At 64.9% G+C, this 17,087-nt stretch carries 16 protein-coding genes; 7 read left to right on the forward strand and 9 right to left on the reverse strand.

What is annotated here, in order from left to right:
• Window positions 1–71: 71 nt before the first annotated feature.
• The 4 genes from XI09_RS28205 to XI09_RS28220 are packed head-to-tail and all read right to left on the reverse strand — an operon-like array spanning window position 72 to window position 3,132.
• Window positions 72–875 (reverse strand): heme ABC transporter ATP-binding protein, encoded by an 804-nt coding sequence (locus XI09_RS28205; protein WP_271569737.1) that lies wholly within the window; start codon window positions 873–875, stop codon window positions 72–74.
• The gene (locus tag XI09_RS28210) at window positions 872–1,969 is read right to left on the reverse strand and encodes a FecCD family ABC transporter permease (RefSeq protein ID WP_271569738.1); all 1,098 of its coding nucleotides are present in this window, start codon (window positions 1,967–1,969) and stop codon (window positions 872–874) included. Before XI09_RS28210 ends, XI09_RS28205 begins: the two co-directional genes overlap by 4 nt.
• Entirely contained in the window at window positions 1,966–2,919 is a 954-nt protein-coding gene (locus XI09_RS28215; RefSeq protein ID WP_271569739.1) for a heme/hemin ABC transporter substrate-binding protein, read from the reverse strand. Before XI09_RS28215 ends, XI09_RS28210 begins: the two co-directional genes overlap by 4 nt.
• A gap of 6 nt (window positions 2,920–2,925) precedes the next feature.
• Window positions 2,926–3,132, reverse strand: a complete 207-nt coding sequence (locus XI09_RS28220) for a hemin uptake protein HemP (protein ID WP_271569740.1) — start codon at window positions 3,130–3,132, stop codon at window positions 2,926–2,928.
• Between the two features lie 261 nt (window positions 3,133–3,393).
• On the opposite strand from XI09_RS28220, the gene XI09_RS28225 reads away from it, so the two are divergent.
• From XI09_RS28225 to XI09_RS28250, 6 genes are all read left to right on the forward strand, one after another.
• Entirely contained in the window at window positions 3,394–5,745 is a 2,352-nt protein-coding gene (locus XI09_RS28225; protein WP_271569741.1) for a TonB-dependent hemoglobin/transferrin/lactoferrin family receptor, read from the forward strand.
• 99 nt (window positions 5,746–5,844) lie between these two features.
• Window positions 5,845–6,177 (forward strand): antibiotic biosynthesis monooxygenase family protein, encoded by a 333-nt coding sequence (locus XI09_RS28230; protein WP_271569742.1) that lies wholly within the window; start codon window positions 5,845–5,847, stop codon window positions 6,175–6,177.
• Window positions 6,178–6,203: 26 nt separating this feature from the next.
• Window positions 6,204–6,698, forward strand: a complete 495-nt coding sequence (gene hutX / locus XI09_RS28235) for a heme utilization cystosolic carrier protein HutX (protein WP_271569743.1) — start codon at window positions 6,204–6,206, stop codon at window positions 6,696–6,698.
• 27 nt (window positions 6,699–6,725) lie between these two features.
• Window positions 6,726–7,502, forward strand: coding sequence for a tonB-system energizer ExbB (exbB, locus tag XI09_RS28240; RefSeq protein ID WP_271569744.1), 777 nt, complete (start codon window positions 6,726–6,728; stop codon window positions 7,500–7,502).
• Window positions 7,503–7,505: 3 nt separating this feature from the next.
• Window positions 7,506–7,952 (forward strand): TonB system transport protein ExbD, encoded by a 447-nt coding sequence (exbD, locus tag XI09_RS28245; RefSeq protein WP_271569745.1) that lies wholly within the window; start codon window positions 7,506–7,508, stop codon window positions 7,950–7,952.
• Window positions 7,952–8,782: an energy transducer TonB gene (locus tag XI09_RS28250; protein WP_271569746.1), complete on the forward strand. Its 831-nt coding sequence runs from the start codon at window positions 7,952–7,954 to the stop codon at window positions 8,780–8,782. The genes exbD and XI09_RS28250 overlap by 1 nt, the downstream gene beginning before the upstream one ends.
• Before the next feature lie 214 nt (window positions 8,783–8,996).
• Here XI09_RS28250 and XI09_RS28255 read toward each other — a convergent pair whose 3' ends face one another.
• The 5 genes from XI09_RS28255 to XI09_RS28275 form a co-directional block, all read right to left on the reverse strand.
• Complete coding sequence (locus XI09_RS28255) at window positions 8,997–10,352, reverse strand: esterase-like activity of phytase family protein (protein WP_271569747.1); 1,356 nt, start codon at window positions 10,350–10,352, stop codon at window positions 8,997–8,999.
• Between the two features lie 266 nt (window positions 10,353–10,618).
• Complete coding sequence (locus tag XI09_RS28260) at window positions 10,619–11,515, reverse strand: carbohydrate ABC transporter permease (RefSeq protein ID WP_092186897.1); 897 nt, start codon at window positions 11,513–11,515, stop codon at window positions 10,619–10,621.
• Window positions 11,508–12,464, reverse strand: a complete 957-nt coding sequence (locus XI09_RS28265; protein ID WP_271569748.1) for a carbohydrate ABC transporter permease — start codon at window positions 12,462–12,464, stop codon at window positions 11,508–11,510. The genes XI09_RS28260 and XI09_RS28265 overlap by 8 nt, the downstream gene beginning before the upstream one ends.
• A 194-nt stretch (window positions 12,465–12,658) precedes the next feature.
• Entirely contained in the window at window positions 12,659–14,002 is a 1,344-nt protein-coding gene (locus XI09_RS28270) for an ABC transporter substrate-binding protein (protein WP_271569749.1), read from the reverse strand.
• Window positions 14,003–14,088: 86 nt separating this feature from the next.
• Entirely contained in the window at window positions 14,089–15,132 is a 1,044-nt protein-coding gene (locus XI09_RS28275; protein ID WP_271569750.1) for a C-terminal binding protein, read from the reverse strand.
• 255 nt (window positions 15,133–15,387) lie between these two features.
• Here XI09_RS28275 and XI09_RS28280 point away from each other — a divergent pair, with 255 nt between their 5' ends.
• Window positions 15,388–17,073 (forward strand): methyl-accepting chemotaxis protein, encoded by a 1,686-nt coding sequence (locus XI09_RS28280; RefSeq protein ID WP_271569751.1) that lies wholly within the window; start codon window positions 15,388–15,390, stop codon window positions 17,071–17,073.
• Window positions 17,074–17,087: the final 14 nt, after the last annotated feature.

Genomic DNA, 17,087 nt, shown 5'->3' on the forward strand with positions numbered 1-17,087 from the left:
TCTCACCGTCCCCGCGGAGACTCCCCCTTACCCCAACCCTCTCCCCGCAAGCGGGGCGAGGGGACGCACCTTCATCGTGGCGGCGTCGAGCTTGCCCGCATCGATTGCGGCAGCACGTATGGCACGCCGTCGGCCTGGTGGACGACGGCGTCGATCTCGAAGATGTCGCGGATGGTCTCGCGCGTGATGACATCGGCGCGCGGGCCGTCGGCGGCGAGCTTGCCGCCGCTCAGCACGACCAGCCGGTCGGCGAAGCGGATCGCCAGGTTGAGGTCGTGCAGGATCGCGATCACGGCGGTGCCACTGGCCGCGCGGCGGCGGGCGGCCTCGACCAGGTCGATCTGGTGGCGCAGGTCGAGGCTCGAGGTCGGTTCGTCCAGCAGCAGAAGTCCAGGTCCATGCTCGGCCTCGCCGCAGGCGAGCTGCACCAGCACGCGGGCGAAATGCGCGCGCTGCTGCTCGCCGCCGGACAGGGTTGGTAATTGCCGCTCGCGGAAATGCGCAAGGCCGACCTCGTCGAGCGCGGCATCGACGAGCGCGCCGGCATCGCGCCGGCTGCGGTCGCCGACGCCCATCAGCACCATCTCCTCGACGGTGAAGGGGAAGGTGACGTTGATGTGCTGGGACAGCATCGCGCGTCGCGCGGCGAGTTCGCGCGGGGTGAAGCTGTGGATGTCGCGCTGCTTCAGGCGCACCTCGCCCTCACTCGGGCGGAGATCGCCGGACAATAGCCGCAGCAACGTCGACTTGCCGGCACCGTTCGGACCGATGATGGCGACCATCTCGCCGGCCGCAGCCGTGAGGCTCACGCCATCCAGCAGCCTCGCGCGGCCGGCGCGCTTGCTTAAGTGTCGCGCCTCGATCACGGCGCTCATAGCGAGGCGAGCCCGCGCTGCCGCAGCAGGATGGCCAGGAAGACCGGTGCGCCGACCGCCGCGGTCAAGATGCCGATTGGCATCTCCGCTGGCGCCACGATGGTGCGTGCGAGCGTGTCGGCGCCGACCATCAGGATGGCGCCGAGCAGCACCGAAGCCGGTAGCAGCAGCCGATGTGCGGGTCCAATGACGAGACGGAGCAGATGCGGCACGACGATGCCGACGAAGCCGATGACGCCGCTGATCGACACCGCAACCCCGGTCATGGCGGAAACCAGGACGATCGAGATCCGCTTGAGGCGCTCGACGTCGACGCCGCCGTGAAAGGCGTCGGCCTCGCCAAGCACGAGGAGATCGAGGCCGCGCGCGATGAAGGCACAGGCCGCGAGTCCGACGACAAGGATCGGTGCGAGCACCGCGGCCTTGGTCCAGGTCGCGCCGCTCATCGACCCCAACATCCAAAACGTAATGTCGCGAAGCTGGCGGTCGTCGGCGATGAACACCAGAAGCCCGATACCCGCATTGGTGATGGCCGTGATGGCGACGCCGGCGAGCAGGAAGATCGCAATCGAGGTCCGCCCCGAGCGGCTGCTGATCCCGTAGAGGATTGCGGTCGTTGCGAGCGAGCCTGCGAAGGCGGCGAGCGGTAACAACTCGGTCTGGAGGAAGCGCAGCGTCTCGCCGAAACGCGAGTCCGTGAAGACGATCGCGCTTGCAGCGGCCAGCGCGCCACCGCTGGAGACGCCGACCAGGGCGGGATCGGCGAGGGGGTTGCGGAACAGGCCCTGCATGATCGCGCCGGCCGCGGCGAGCAGCCCGCCAACCATGGCGGTCGCCGCAATCCGGGGAATGCGGATCGACCACAGCACGAGCTGGTCGCGGGCCGTCACGGCGCTTGTGGTGCTGTCGCGAACGAAGCCGAGTGCGGCCGGCAGACGGGAGAGGGGAATGCCGGCCGCGCCGACGGTTAGCGCGACGATCGCGGTAGCCGTGAGCACCGCGAGCAAGAGGAGGATCGCGACCGATGCGGACCGCCGTCTCGCGCCAGCGCGTCGCTGCGGGCGTCGCGCCTCGGTCCCGATCGCCACGCTCATTGCTGGCAATTCGCCGCCGACAGAGCCGACGGGAATGCGCCGCCCTGGTCGGCCAATGCCGGATAGAGTTTTACGGAGAGATCGCGCGCCGCCGCCGCCGTGCGCGGCCCGAAGCCGAGCAGATAGAGGCCGTCCATGGTGATGAAGCTCTTGTTGGCCGCGACCGGCGTCAGCGCAAAGCCGGGATGGGCATAGACCGCGTCGGCCTGCAGCGACTCCTTGCCGCGCTCGATCGACAGCACGAATTCGGGCCTGGCCGCCACGATCGCCTCGTCGCTGATGATCTTGTAGCCGTCGTAATCGTCGACGGCGTTGGTGGCGCCGGCGAGCTGGATGATCTCGTCGGCTGCGGTCTTGTGGCCGGCGACCATGGCACGCCCGTTCTGGAGCGACATCACGAACATCACGCGCGCGGGCTTTTTCACCTTGGCGCGCAGCGCGCGGAGCTGGGCAAGATCGGCGCCGACCGCGGCGCTGAGGCATTCGGCGCGTGCATCCACGCCCATGGTGTGGCCGACCAGCCTGATCTTCTCGATCAGGCCGTCCTCGGAAAAGGTCTCGGGCACCAGCACCAGCGGCACCTTCGCCGTCTCGAGGATGTCCATGGTCTCGCGCGGGCCCGACCCCTGGATCGCCAGGATCAGCGTGGGATTGAGGCCGAGCACGCCCTCGGCCGAGATCTGGCGCATGTAGCCGACATTGGGTTTGTCGTGCAGCGCCGCCGCAGGATAAAGGCTCGTGGTGTCCACGCCGACCAGCCGGCTCTCGAGCCCGAGCGCATAGAGGATCTCGGTGATGGCGCCGCCGATCGAGACCGTGCGTGCGAAGTCGGCGACAGTGACATCGCGATTGCGGGCATCATGCACCGTGATGCCGGCGGCGTGCGCGGTGGACGCGAGTGCGATCGTGCCGGTAAACAGGAGCTTTGTGAGGGTGCGGCAAAATGTCATTGTATGTTACTTCGTCAGGATCAGCTTGTTCTGCGAGGTCAATCGCAGGCGATAGGCGTCCTCGCCATGCGCAATGATGATCTCGCGCTCGTGCGCAAAGAGCTCGCGGCTGTCGATCCGGCTCCCTCGCATGGTGAGGGTTCTCGTTGTTGCGGAAGGGGTTTCCGCCGGCCCTGCCGCGTCGCCGCCGCTGTCCCCGGAGATTGCTGACATTTTTGGTGTGATGCGCCTTCGAAATTTCAGATGCTGCCTGTTTGTATAGGCGGCATCTGGCGCATTCCAACGGCGGCAATTTACAATCGATATAAACTGCAACCTGATGTCATTGACCGTCAGAGTGTTGCCACGTTACCAATCATGAGAGCAGGCAACATGCCCGCGTCTTGAAAAATCAGCCAGCCAGTCGCCGCGTCGTGCGGTGCACGCCAGCCAAAAGACACCAAAAACTAAAGTGAAGTGCAGGCTGGGGCTGATATGGCTGACGGGGCTAGGTATTCGCGCGCCCTGATTTTGGGCGCGTCGGTGGTTTCAATCGCGGCGGTGATGACGGAGAGCAGTCTCGCGCAGACGGCTCAGCCGCAGGCCGAAAACGCGTCCCCGGAACGGCCGAAACAAGCCAAGCGCAAGCCGGCCAAGCCGCTGGCTGCGCAGCAGGCAACGCCCGACGTCTTGAACGCCCGTGCGCAGGCGGGCAGCGCGGCGCCGGTGCAAGTGCTCGACACCATCACGGTTGCCGCGACGAAGACCAAGGAGCGCGCAATCGATGCGCTCGCGCCCGTCAGCTCCATTTCGCTCGACCAGATCCAGGGTCTTCAGCCAAACCGGCTGTCGGATGTCTTCTATGCCGTGCCCGGCGTGTCCTTCCAGGAGCGCGGCGACGATCCCGCAACCGTCATCAACATCCGCGGCTTGCAGGACTTCGGCCGCGTGGCGGTCGTCGTCGACGGCGCGCGGCAGAACTATCAGCGCACTGGCCATAATGCCAATGGCTCTTTCTTCCTCGATCCCGAATTGATCGGCGGCATCGACGTCGTGCGGGGACCGACCGCCAACATCTACGGCTCCGGCGCGATCGGCGGCCTGGTCTCGTTCCGCACCAAGGACATCAACGACGTGCTGCGTCCCGGCGAGCGCTGGGGTGTCGATCTCTCCGGATCCTACGGCTCCAACAACAATCGGGGCCTCGGCTCGGTGTTCGGCGGCGTGCGCGCCACGCCTGACGTCGATATCTTCGGCGGCGCGGTCTACCGCACGCAGGGCAATTACAAGGACGGCAACGGCACCGAGATCGGCGGCACCGGCAACCAGGTCGAGGCCGGGCTGATGAAGCTCACAGTGCGGCCGGCCCTGGGCCATGAGGTCAAGTTCGGCGCCGTCTTCCAGGACTATCAATACGATATCGGCCAGCTCAATCGCGGTCCGGTGGCAACCGCGGCACAGCGCGCGCTCTATCAGGGCTCGTCGGTCTACGCCTCCGATGCGAAGAACTACACCGGCACCATCACCTGGAACTACGCGTTGCCGAGCGACAATCTGTTCGACTGGCATATGTCGGTCTATGGCAATCGCGTCGACAACGACCAGACCAAGACCTATCACTATTCCACCTCGGGTGCGGCCTATTGCGGCACGGGCAATTTCGGCAACAACATCTCCGGCTGCGTCGGCGACAAGCGCGGCTATATCCTCAACACCTACGGCATCGACGTCAACAACACCACGCGCTTCAACGTCGGCGATTGGCGCAATGCCGTCACCTGGGGCGTTGACGCCTTCCAGGACGACGTGATTACGACGGACAGCCGCGGCAACTCCAACATCACGACGCCGAGCGGCATCCGCACCGTGTCGGGCGGCTTCCTACAGTTGAAGCAGAATTACAGCACCTGGTTCGAGGCGGTGAGCGCGATCCGTTATGATCGCTACGACCTCGATTCGGGCAAGACCAGCGCCGGCGGCGACCGCTTCTCGCCGAAGATCACTCTTGGCGTGACGCCGGTTCCGGGCTTCCAGCCCTATGTCAGCTATGCCGAAGGCTATCGCGCACCGTCGATTACCGAAACCGTGATCTCCGGTGCGCATGCCACCGGCGGCAGTCCGGCCTTCTTCCCCTGTCCGGACGGCACGACGGGCCTGTTCTGCTTCCTGCCCAACCCGAACCTTCGTCCCGAGGTCGGCAAGAACAAGGAAGTCGGCATCAATCTGAAGTACGACAACATCTTCAGCGCAAACGACTCGTTCCGCGGCAAGATCAATCTCTTCCGCAATGACGTCTCCGACTATATCGATCTCGTCGCCTCGGCGCCGGTCCCGGTGCCGCCGTTCGGCTCGTTCAGCCAGTACTACCAGTACCAGAACATCGCCAATGCCCGCATCGAGGGCTTCGAGGCGGAGACGATGTATGATGCCGGCGACTGGTTCATTGGCGTCGCGGGTCACTACATCAAGGGCAAGAACGTCGCCACCAATATCGGGCTCGCGACCATCACCCCGACCAAGGTCGTCACGACCGGCGGTGTCCGCCTGCTTGATCGCACCCTGATCCTGTCGGCGCAGTGGGTCTCGTATGGTCCGAACAACGACGTGCCCGCCAACTATATCCCGTCGACCGGGTATGACCTGGTCAACCTGTACCTGACCTACAACGCGACCAGAGACATCGTGTTCTCGGCCTCGATCGACAATCTCCTGAACCAGTACTACCGGCCCTACGCCATTCCCGGCAGCTCGACCGACGGCACGTCGCAGAACGAGGTGCTGTGGACGAGCCCGGGACCGGGCAGGGTCTACAAGGCCGGCATGAAGATCCACTTTGGAGGTGCGTAAGCCGGAAGGCGCCGCAACACCAGCAATCTCCGCCGGGCCGCGCTGATGCTCCAGCGCGGCTTCGGCGCGTTTTCGTCTTGATCAGAAGGAGAGACTCTCATGTTCATCGCCATGAACCGGTTCCAGGTGAAGAAGGGCGCGGAGACCGCGTTCGAAACGGTCTGGTCTACGCGCGAATCCTATCTCGGCAGCATGCCGGGCTTCGTCGAGTTTCATCTCTTGAAGGGCCCCGAGGCCGAGGACCACACGCTCTACTCGTCGCACACCACCTGGGTCGACAAGGCCGCGTTCGAGGCCTGGACGCGTTCCGAGGAATTCCGCCGCGCCCATGCCCGCGCCGACAACCGGACCGGCGACAGCCTCTATCTCGGCCATCCCAAGTTCGAGGGCTTCGAGGTGATCCAGAGCGAGCGCAAGGCCGCGGCCGCCTAGATGGCGGCGCAGATAAGGAGCCGGACATGCTGAGCACCGATCTCAAGGCGTACATGGCCGACAATCCCGGTGCGGTGATCGAGGACGTCGCGCGGGAGCACAAGGTCACCCCGCGCGCGGTGATCGAGGCGCTGCCGTCATCGATGGTGCGCATTGGCGGAGGTGAGCATTTTGCCCTCGCCATGCAGGATATCGCGGCGTGGGGCGAGGTGACGCTGATCGTGCACACGGATGACGCCATTTTCGAATTCACCGGCGCGATCCCCGCGGGTGAGATCGGCCGTGGCTATTTCAACCTGATGCAGCCGAAGGGATTGCACGGTCATCTCCGCCACGAGCGCTGCGCGGGTGTTGCCTTCGTCGAACGTCCGTTCATGGGCAAGAATTCGGCCTTCGTCGCCTTCGTCAATGCCGACGGCGGCATCATGTTCAAGGTCTTCGTCGGCCGCGATGAGACCCGGGCGCTGCGTGGAGACCAGTTGGCGCGGTTCCGGCAGCTTGCGAACCAGATCGCGGCATAGCTTCCCTCTGTCTGTCGGGAGATCAGGATGCAAGGCAAGTCCAGGCTTCGGCACGTGATCCTAACAATCGGGCTGGCGCTCGCGCCGGCGCCGGCCTTCGCGATCGACCAAGCACTGTTGCCGCGCAATTTGTCGCCCTGGGGCATGTTCATGGGCGCCGACATCATCGTGAAGGCGGTGATGGTCGGACTGGCCTGCGCCTCGCTGGTGACGTGGACGGTGTGGCTCGCCAAGACCATCGAGCTGCGCCGCAAGAGCGCGCTCGCCGTGCAGCGGACGCGTGCGCTCGAGGGCAAGATGAGGCTGGCGGAGGCGGCGGAGCGGACCGCCGACGCGCACGATGCGGTCGCCCAGCTCATCCAGTCCTGCGCGAAGGAGGCCGAACTCTCCGGCGGCATTGTCGATGACGGCCTTCAAGAGCGTGTGGCGCTGCGGCTGGAGCGGGTCGAGGCCGCGATGTCGCGGCAGATCGCGCGCGGCACCGGCGTGCTCGCGACCATCGGCGCCACTGCGCCGTTCGTCGGCCTGTTCGGCACGGTCTGGGGCATCATGAACGCCTTCATCGGCATCTCCGAGAGCCACACCACGAGCCTTGCGGTTGTGGCGCCCGGCATTGCGGAAGCGTTGCTCGCGACCGCGCTCGGCCTCGTTGCCGCGATCCCGGCGGTGGTCATCTACAATCATCTCGTCCGCGGCATCGCCAACTACCGTGCGCTGCTCGGCGATGCCTCGGCGCAGCTCATGCTGCTGGTCAGCCGGCAGCGCGACAACAGAGAGTTCCGTCTGGCACGGGCGGCGGAGTAGGCCATGGCTGCCAAGCTCGGCGCACGTTCGGGATCGCCGCTCAAGCGCGGCGTCCCTGACGATCTCGATGTCACCCATGAGATCAACGTCACGCCGTTCATCGACGTGATGCTGGTGCTACTGATCATCTTCATGGTGGCAGCCCCACTCGCGACCGTCGACATCGGTGTCGAGCTGCCGGCAACTGCGGCCGAGCCGGCGCCGCGGCCGGACAAGCCGACCTTCGTGACGGTGAAGCCGGATCTCACCGTTGCTGTCAGCGAGGACACAATCGCCCGCGATGGTCTTGTCACCGCGCTCGATGCCGCCACCAAGGGCCGCAAGGACGAGCGCATTTACCTGCGCGCCGACAAGAGCGTCTCCTACGGCGACCTGATGGAGGTGATGAACGCCTTGCGCAACGCCGGTTACCTCAAGGTCGCGCTGGTCGGCCTCGACGGACGCAGCTGATGACCGCGAACGCCTTTGCCCTGCACGAACCACTCGGCGAACGCGAGGGCGCACGCTGGGGCGTCTCGGCTGCGGTGATCGTGGCGTTGCATCTTGCCGCCGCGCTGCTTGCGACGAGCTGGCTGAAGTCGCAACCGGAGCAGGGCGTCAGCCTCCCGGCGATCATGGTCGATATGGCGCCGGTGACCTCGGCACTGCAGCCAATGCCGGACGACGTCGCGCCCGGGCCGGTGATGCAGGAGGCCGACGCCTCGCCGCCGGAGCCCGCGCAGCGGCAAGTGATCGAGGAAACCATCGCGCCGACACCGCCGCAGGATAAGCCTGATGTGGTAGCGCCGCCCGAGCAGAGGCTGGAGCCGACACCAGCCAGGCCCGAACCCGTGAAGATCGCGCCGGTTGAAAAGCCTGCGCCTGACAAGCCGAAGATCGTTCGCCGCGAGGCAAAGAAGCCGTCGGATGCGACGCCCGCCCCCCGCACCAGCGCGTCGCCGCGCGCCGAGCGGGAGGCGCCGATGGCGTCTGCGATGAGCGCGGGCGCGGCGGCCTCGGCGATCGCGTCCTACAATCAACGCGTCCGCGCGCATCTGATGCGCTTCCACCAATATCCGTCCGGTGGCGGCGGTCAGCGCGGCGTTACCAGGCTGAGCTTCACCCTCAGCCGCAGCGGGCAGGTCACGTCCAGCCGTCTCGGCGGCTCCTCCGGCGTCGCCGCCTTCGACGCCCAGGCGATGTCGATGGTCCGCCAGGCCTCGCCGTTCCCGCCGTTTCCCGACGAGTTCAAGAACGGCGCGATGAGCTTTTCGATCCCGGTGGAGTTTACGGTGCGGTAGGGTGCGGTCTCAACAAACTCCGCCGTCGTCCCGGACAAGCGCGCCCTAAGCGCGCGCAGATCCGGGACCTGTAACCACAAAGTCGCGTTTGGCGAGGATTCGTCACCACCATCTCGTGCCACAACTCCGGCCTGGGGTTCCGGGTCCCGGATCAGCGCTTGCGCTTGTCCGGGACGACGGCGGAGTTTGTGGCGGCTGAAGAGAGACCGTTGCCTTACTTCGCCTTCAGGAAATCCGCGACTTCGAGCAGCATGAACTCGTCGTCGTCGGCCTTGTTGGGATCGCGGCTGGATGAGAACGGCAGGTTGTTGTCGTTGCCGACGATGATGTGGGTGTCATCGACGCGGTCGACGTTCTCGATGGTGAAGAACGGGAAAGTGTAGACGCCGTCGTTGAGCGGCTTCTTCGCCTTCTTGTCGGGATCCCGGATCTTCATGAGGTCGATATAGCCGATCTTGCGCACGGGCTTGCCGACATTGGCGTCCGAGAGCTCGATCTTGTAGACGCGCTTGAACCTGGCGAGATCGGGGAAGCAGTTGTCGCCGCGCTGGCCTTGCGGGCAGGCCTTGTCGGCCGTGCCTTCGCCATTGTCGCGCTCGATGACGAGGCCGGCCGTGGGATCGATCATGTTGAAATCGCCGATGGCATTGCCGTTCTGCTCGAACACGTATTGCCAGTAGCGGCCGGTGAACTTTTCAGCAGTGACGTCGAACTCGAGGATGCGGGAGGCTTCCTTGCCGTCGACCTTTTCCCAGTCCTTCTTCTCCGTGTCCCACAGCGGGCCCTCGAGCAGGCCGTAGAGGAATTTTCCGTCCTTGGACGAGGCAAAGCCCTCAAAGCCCTTGGAGCGGCGGAGGTTGACGTTGGTGTAGGTCGCGCCCGGCGCGCCCGGCGTCGCCACCGCCCAATGATCGGGTGAGCGCACCGGCTTGCCGTCGGCAACCGTCTCGAACAGCCCAAGGATCTTGCCTGATTTGTCGGCCTTCAGGATGTAGGGGCCGAACTCGTCGCCGATCCAGAACGTGTCGCCGATGATCTGGAAACCTTCGGTGTCGAAGTCGGAGCCGGTGAGGTAGCGCTTCTGGGTATCCTCGTGCACGATGCGGAAGGGGACCTTCTTGTCGGGATCGTGCAGGAAGATGGTCTCCTGCCGCTCGATCTTGCCGCTCGCCCAATCCATCTTGTAGCGGTTGAGATACAGCATCGAGTCCGGCGAGTTGGCGCGCGCGCCCATGCCGTTGTCGGTGATGACCCAGAAGCTGCCGTCGGGCATGGTCTTGATGCCGGAATGGCCCTGGAGCGGCTGGCCCTTGAACGGCAGCGAGACGCCGGTCGCCCGCTCGTAGGACTTGCCCATCACGGTGCCGAGCGCGTCCACGCGCTTGCCAGTGGTGTATTTGCCCGAGGTCTTGAGATCGGCCGGGGCATCGGCGGGGGCTTCGATGAACGACTCGGCCGGCATCACCACGTGGCCGGCGAGCTTGGCCGGGAATTCACCTTCGCTCTGCGCAAGCGCTGGGCTCGCGATGAGAATGATCGTTGCGACGGAGGCAAGAAAAGTCGCGCGCATGTGCGTCTCCTGTTGGCGGACGCATGCGTTATGCGGATCGCTTGTTGCAGTTTTGTGAAACCGGGCCAAACGCCGCAGGCACCTTCGCCTCTCCCCGCTTGCGGGGAGAGGCCGGAATTTGCGCTAGCAAATTCCGGGTGAGGGGGACTCTCCGCGAGTCCGTCTCTCACTGTCTACGCGGACAAGCCCCTCACCCCGCCCTCTCAGCGCGAGCGAAGCTCGTCGCGGCCCCGTAAGAACGGGGAGAGGGGGACGAGAGAGCGGGATTACTCCTTCACCGCGCCGGTCAGCGAGGACACGTAATAGTCCACGAACAGCGAGTAGAAGACCGCAACCGGCAGCGAGCCGAGCAGCGAGCCCGCCATCAGCGCGCCCCACTGGTAGACGTCGCCGGTAACGAGCTCGGTCAGGATCGCGACCGGCACGGTCTTGTTGGCGCCGCTCTGGATGAAGGCGAGCGCGTAGATGAACTCGTTCCAGGACAGCGTGAAGGAGAAGATGCCGGCCGAGATCAGGCCGGGCACCGCGAGCGGCAGCGTGATCCGGCGCAGGATCTGGAGCCGCGTCGCGCCGTCGACCAGCGCGCACTCCTCGAGCTCGTAGGGGATCGACTTGAAATAGCCGATCAAGAGCCAGGTGCAGAACGGCACCAGGAAGGTCGGATAGACCAGGATCAGCGCCATCGGACTGTCGAACAGGCCGAACTGCACCACGACGGTGGCGAGCGGGATGAACAGGATCGAGGGCGGCACGAGATAGGCGAGATAGATACCGAGGCCGACATAGGGACTGCCGCGAAAGCGCAGGCGTTCGATCGCATAGGCGGCAAGCGTGCTCGCGACCAGCGACAGCGTGGTCGAGCCGATCGCAACCAGCATCGTGGTCCACAGCCAGCGCGGATAGGCGGTGTCGAACAAGAGGTGCTTGATGTGCGCCAGCGTCGGCGAGGAGATCCAGAACGGATTGTGCGCCTTGTAGTTCATCAGTTCCGCGTTCGGCTTGAACGACGTGATCGCCATCCAGTAGAACGGAAACAAGAGGATCAGCACGAAGCAGCCGAGCGGCAGGTAGATCATCATCAGCCGCCGCAGCCCGGAATCCCAGGCCATGGTGTCGGGTGCCGCTTTCGCGTCGGCAGTGGCTTGCGCGACAGTATCAGTCATTGCTCTCTCCCTGCTGCCATTTGCGGCGCGCCAGGCCGAAATAGGAGAACAGCGTCGCGAACACCAGGAACGGGATCATCGACACCGCGATCGCTGCACCTTCGCCGAGCTCGCCGCCGGCGATGCCGCGCTGGAAGGCCAGCGTTGCCAGCAGATGGGTGGAGTTGCCGGGGCCGCCGCGGGTGATGGCGTAGACCAGCTGGAAGTCGGTGAAGGTGAAGATGATCGAGAAGGTCATGACGATGGCGAGGATCGGCATCATCATCGGGAAGGTGATGTAGCGGAAGCGCTGCCAGGCGCTGGCGCCGTCGAGCATCGCGGCCTCGTAGAGCGAGGGCGAGATGGTCTGCAGGCCCGCCAGCAGCGAGATCGCGACGAAGGGAATGCCGCGCCAGATGTTGGCGGCGATCAGCGAGAAGCGCGCCGGCCAGGGCGAGCCGAGGAAGTCGACATTGCTCGACCGCCAATGCAGCACGTCCACCAGCAGATAGGAGATGATCGAGAATTGCGGATCGTAGATCCACCAGAACGCCAGCGCCGACAGCACCGTCGGCACGATCCAGGGCAGGAGGATGATCGCCCGCAGCAGGCTCTTGAACGGAAAATGGTTGTTGAGCAGCAGCGCGAGCCAGAAGCCGAGCGCGAATTTCCCGAACGTTGCTATGCCCGTGTAGACCACGCTGTAGAACACCGCGTTCCACCACAGGGGGTCGGTGAGCAGATACTGGAAGTTCTCAAGACCTACGAAGACGCCTTTACGGCCGATCGTGGTGTCGGTGAAGGCGAGCCAGATGCCGAGGCCGAGCGGATAGGTGAGGAAGACGGCGAGCAGCCCGATCGCGGGCGCAAGGCACATCACGATCAGGAACGGCTTGTAGTCGAACAGGCGTACGATCCAGCCCGGCTGCCGCTGTGTCAATTCGGGGGAGGAGAGGGTGGTCACGGACATCAGTTTGTTGTCCTGTCGTTGAAGGTCACCACACCGTCATTGCGAGCGAAGCGACTTGTCCGCCGAAGCCTTGGCGAAGGCGGAAGCAATCCAGTTTGTCTCCGCGGTAATAGTCTGGATTGCTTCGTCGCCAGCGCAAATTGCTTCGCAATTTTGTCGCGGGCTCCTCGCAATGACGGCCGCGCCGCCGGGCGTTACTTCTGCCGCCGGAAGTACCGCTTGCAGCGTTGTTCGGCTTCTGCGGCCGCCGCCTCCGGCGTCGCAGCGCCGGTCGCGACCGACGCGCACATCTGAATCAGCACGTAGTCGGCGCTGACGGCACCGGTCGCCGTCGAGATCGGGCCCCTGTAGCCGTCATAATAGGTGCTGTTCATGGTGTCCTTGAACAGCTTCACCTTGGGGTCCTGCGACCACACGGCGGCATCGGCATAGGCGGCCAGTGGCTGGGACCAGTAGCCGGAATTGGCATTGAGCCACGGCTCGTACTGGTCCTTTTCCAGCATGAATTGCAGGAAGGCCTTTGCGGCGTTGGGATACTGGCTGTGCTTGAACACCATGGCGTTCAGCGTCAGGCCCGCCATCGGCGAGATCTTGGCCACGCCCTTCGGCAGCAGCTGATGCTCGCTGTCGTCGGCGATCGCCTTGGTCGCCGGATCGTTCTTCAGCGAGAAGTACAGCGAGACGCCGTTGGCGGTCAGCGCGATCTCCTGCGAGGAGTAGGCGCGGTTGTTGCTGACGTCGTTCCACGAGGTCGTGCCGGCGATGAAGGTCGGGTAGAGCTGCTTGACCCAGTTCAGCGCGGCGATCGTCTCCTTGCTGTTGATGATGACGTTGCCCTCTTCGTCGAGCAGGGCGGCGTTGTGGGACCACAGTACCCAGTTCGCGAAGCCGTTGCCGTCGCCCTTGGCGTTGCCGAGTGCGAAACCGGCCGGCTTGCCGGCCTTCTGAAGCTTCTGGCACAAATCGAGGATCCCGGCATGGTCTTCCGGCACCTTGTCGAAGCCGACCGATTGCAGGATCGATTTGCGGTAGATCAGCGGACCCGCGGTGGCGCCGAACGGCAGTCCGATCCAGGTGTCGCTCTTGTTCTTCTTGCCGTAGCGCTGCGCCAGCGGCAGCCAGCCGCCGTAACGCTTGCCGACATAGTCGGCGACATCGGTCAGCTCGATCAGCTTGTCGATGTAGATGTGCGGTGCATCGGAGAAACCGATGATGATGTCGGGGCCGGCGCCGGAATTGGCGGTCACCGCGGTCTGCTGGTTGATGTCCTCCCAGCCGACGAAGTCGACCTTGATCTCGACCCCGGTCTCCTTGGTGAATTTGGCCGCGTTGGCGCGGAACACGTCCTCGTCGGCTTGCACGAACCGCACCGGGCGCAGCATGCGCAGGCTCGCGCCCTTCTCGATCGGCAGTTTCGGGGCGGGGACGTCCACGGCCTTGATCGTGGATTGGGCGTGCGCTGCAACACCGGTTGCCGCAAGCGCCGTAGCGGACAGGCCCAGCGCCAAGGCGTCACGACGTGTAAGGTCGTTCCTCATCAGTTCCTCCCTTGATGTCTCCCTTCCCGGCGTTGATCGCCGGTGAAGGGTCTTTCCGGTTTCCGGCGCGTCGTGCGGCCGGCCGCCTAGCTGTTCGGCCCGCGATCCATGCTGACGGGCTGCCAGCGGCGGAGCGCGGTGCTTTGCAGCACCGACGGATTGACGCAGCTTACCGGCCACATGCCCTGAAGCACCAGTGACAATTCGTAGCCTACGCGGCGCTTGCGTGCCTCGTCGAACCGTGCCGAGGCCGAGGCGACGTGGGCGGTCAGGGTCACGTTCTCCATGCTGAGGATGGGATTGTTGTGCGAGGGCGGCTCCTTCTCCAGCACGTCGAGGGCGGCGTGCGCGATCCAGCCCTCTTGCAGGGCCTTGATCAGGCTCTCCTCGTCCACCGTGGCGCCGCGGCCGGTGTTGATGAAGATCGAGCCCTTCTTCATCTGCCGGAAGTGCTTCTCGGTCAGCATGTGATGCACCTCGGGCCGCGCCGGCGCGTGCATCGAGACGAAGTCGGATTGCGACAGCACCTCGTTCAGCGTCGCGGGGATGACGCCGTGGTCGTACATCAGCGTTTCCTGGATGAAGGGATCGTAGGCCATCATGCGCAGGCCGAACGGCGCGGCGCGCTTCGCAACTGCGCGCGCGACGCGACCGAACGAGATGAAGCCGAGCGTCTGGCCCATCAGCCGCGGGATCTTCAGCAGCGCCGGCCGGCCCTCGGCCCAGCGTCCGTCGCGCGCCATCCTGTCCTGCTCGACCAGACGGCGGAAGCCGGCAAGCAGCAGCATCATGGCATGGTCGGCGACCTCCTCGATGAAGGTGTCGGGGATGTTGGTGACGGGAATGCCGCGTGCGGTGGCGGCCTTCACGTCGACGCTGTCCACGCCGACCGAGCCGAGCGTGATGACCTTGCAGCTCTCCAATGCGTCGATGATCGACTTGGTGATCGGGATGCCCTTGGCATAGATGGCGTCGGCGTCTTTCGCGGCGGCGATGAACTCGGCCTCGTTGGCCGGGGCCTCGACGATCTCGGCGTCGATCGGATCGAGCGCCTCGCGCTCGTAGGAATAATCGCTGCCCGCGACCGTGAAGCTCGCGCCCTTCGGCGTCACCACCCTGTATTTCGGCATTTCCTGCTCCCGATTTGGTTTGTCGGTTCTTGTTGCGGCCCGGCCTTCTAGGCGGGCCTTTGCGTCTTTTACGCGAAATCGCGGTGCGTGCGTACAATCGCCGGTTGCCTGCTTGACCATTATTCGCAGCTTTTCGCGGCGGTCGTCAGGGCTTCTACGGAGGCGCGTAAGTAACTTGCTAAGGGGTCACACACTAAAAGTTGATTCAAATCAAAAAGGTCTGCGCTTGAGTCGGCGCCACCCGAGGAGCCCATCGTGAAGTTGAGCAATCTGAAGATCGCCCCCAAGCTTGGCATCCTTGTCGGTGTTACCCTGTTCGGCCTGTGCATCTCCGGAGTTCTCGCCGGATATCTGATGAAGCGCGAGATGGTGAATGCACGCATCGACCAGACCAAGGCGATCGTGGAGATGGCCCGCAACTATGCGGCTGCCTTGATCAAGCGCGTCAGCGCCGGCGAGATGACCAAGGATGCCGCGCTCGCGGACCTCCGCCGCTACGGCAACTCCATGACGTATGACAAGAACTCCGGTTATCTGTTCGGGACCACCTATGACGGCATCACGCAGCTTGCGCCGGATCCGAAGGTGATCGGCCAGAACCGCATGGACGTGGAGACGAACGGCCGCAAGCTGTCCCGCGAGATCATGGACGGGGTCAAGGCCAGCGGCGAGATCCTGCTGTTCTATGAATACATGAAGCCCGGCCAGGACAAGCCGATCCGCAAGCTCGGCTACGCGGTCGCCGTCCCCGGCTTCGACATGTATCTCGGCACCGGCGCCTATCTCGAGGATATCGACACCAAGATGGGGCCGATCTACTGGCTGCTCGGTCTCGCCATGCTCGGTATCGTCATCGTCGCCGGCAGCGTCGCCTGGATGATCGGCCGCAGCATCAGCCGTCCGCTGGCGGTGCTCGGCGCCCGGATGAAGGATCTCGCCGACGGCAAGCTCGAGGGCGACATTCCCGGCGTCGGCCGCGGCGACGAGGTCGGCGCGATGGCCTCGACTGTTCAGATCTTCAAGGACAACGCGGTCCGTATTCGCGACCTCGAGAGGACCGAGGCGGACGCCAAGGAACGCGCCGCGGCGGATCGTCGCAGTGCGATGGAAGAGATCGCCAACGACTTCGAACGCAGCGTCAACGGCATCGTCCGCTCGGTCTCCTCGGCCGCCGCCGGCATGCAGAGCACGGCGCAGTCGATGACGGCGACCGCGAGCGATGCCTCGTCGCGGGCGGCGACCGTCGGCGCGGCCTCGCAGAAGGCCTCCGGCAATGTCGGCACGGTTGCCGCCGCCGCCGAAGAGCTGTCGAGCTCGGTTGCGGAAATCTCCCGCCAGGTGACGCGTTCGACCGAAGTGGCGAGCCGGGCGGTGAACGACGCCGAGCGCACCAACGCCACGGTGCAGGAGCTCTCCACCGGCGCGGAGAAGATCGGCGAGGTGGTCAAGCTCATTCATTCGATCGCGGCGCAGACCAATTTGCTCGCGCTCAACGCCACCATCGAGGCGGCGCGCGCCGGCGAGTCCGGCCGCGGCTTCGCCGTCGTCGCATCCGAGGTCAAGGCGCTCGCCAACCAGACCGCGAAGGCCACCGAGGAAATCTCCGCCCAGGTCGCGGCGATGCAGACCTCGACCAGCGATGCGGTCGCGGCGATCGGCGGCATCACCCAGACCATCGCCGAGATGAGCGAGATCACGGCGGGCATTTCCGCCTCGATCGAGCAGCAGGGCGAGGCAACCCGCGAGATCGCCCGCAACATCCAGTCGGTCGCGGCCGGATCGAACGAGATCAATGCCAATATCGGCAGCGTCACCTCGGCCGCGGAAGCGACCGGCACCGCGGCCACCGACGTGCTCACCAACGCCCGCGAGCTGGACAGCCAGTCCGGCGCGCTGCGCAGCGCGGTGGACGGCTTCCTCGCCAAGGTGCGCGCGGCGTAATTTCTTGCGCTGAA

Origin of the sequence: Bradyrhizobium sp. CCBAU 11386 (assembly GCF_028128955.1) — a bacterium.
GTDB lineage: Bacteria > Pseudomonadota > Alphaproteobacteria > Rhizobiales > Xanthobacteraceae > Bradyrhizobium.

Excerpts from the sequence above, each read along its gene's own strand:
- XI09_RS28255 (WP_271569747.1), bottom strand. The coding sequence starts at position 10,352 with ATGCGCGCGACTTTTCTTGCCTCCGTCGCAACGATCATTCTCATCGCG.
- XI09_RS28270 (WP_271569749.1), bottom strand. The coding sequence starts at position 14,002 with ATGAGGAACGACCTTACACGTCGTGACGCCTTGGCGCTGGGCCTGTCC.
- XI09_RS28260 (WP_092186897.1), bottom strand. The coding sequence starts at position 11,515 with ATGACTGATACTGTCGCGCAAGCCACTGCCGACGCGAAAGCGGCACCC.
- XI09_RS28250 (WP_271569746.1), top strand. The coding sequence starts at position 7,952 with ATGACCGCGAACGCCTTTGCCCTGCACGAACCACTCGGCGAACGCGAG.
- XI09_RS28220 (WP_271569740.1), bottom strand. The coding sequence starts at position 3,132 with ATGTCAGCAATCTCCGGGGACAGCGGCGGCGACGCGGCAGGGCCGGCG.
- XI09_RS28275 (WP_271569750.1), bottom strand. The coding sequence starts at position 15,132 with ATGCCGAAATACAGGGTGGTGACGCCGAAGGGCGCGAGCTTCACGGTC.
- exbB (WP_271569744.1), top strand. The coding sequence starts at position 6,726 with ATGCAAGGCAAGTCCAGGCTTCGGCACGTGATCCTAACAATCGGGCTG.
- XI09_RS28205 (WP_271569737.1), bottom strand. The coding sequence starts at position 875 with ATGAGCGCCGTGATCGAGGCGCGACACTTAAGCAAGCGCGCCGGCCGC.
- XI09_RS28265 (WP_271569748.1), bottom strand. The coding sequence starts at position 12,464 with ATGTCCGTGACCACCCTCTCCTCCCCCGAATTGACACAGCGGCAGCCG.
- XI09_RS28215 (WP_271569739.1), bottom strand. The coding sequence starts at position 2,919 with ATGACATTTTGCCGCACCCTCACAAAGCTCCTGTTTACCGGCACGATC.
- XI09_RS28230 (WP_271569742.1), top strand. The coding sequence starts at position 5,845 with ATGTTCATCGCCATGAACCGGTTCCAGGTGAAGAAGGGCGCGGAGACC.
- hutX (WP_271569743.1), top strand. The coding sequence starts at position 6,204 with ATGCTGAGCACCGATCTCAAGGCGTACATGGCCGACAATCCCGGTGCG.
- exbD (WP_271569745.1), top strand. The coding sequence starts at position 7,506 with ATGGCTGCCAAGCTCGGCGCACGTTCGGGATCGCCGCTCAAGCGCGGC.
- XI09_RS28210 (WP_271569738.1), bottom strand. The coding sequence starts at position 1,969 with ATGAGCGTGGCGATCGGGACCGAGGCGCGACGCCCGCAGCGACGCGCT.
- XI09_RS28225 (WP_271569741.1), top strand. The coding sequence starts at position 3,394 with ATGGCTGACGGGGCTAGGTATTCGCGCGCCCTGATTTTGGGCGCGTCG.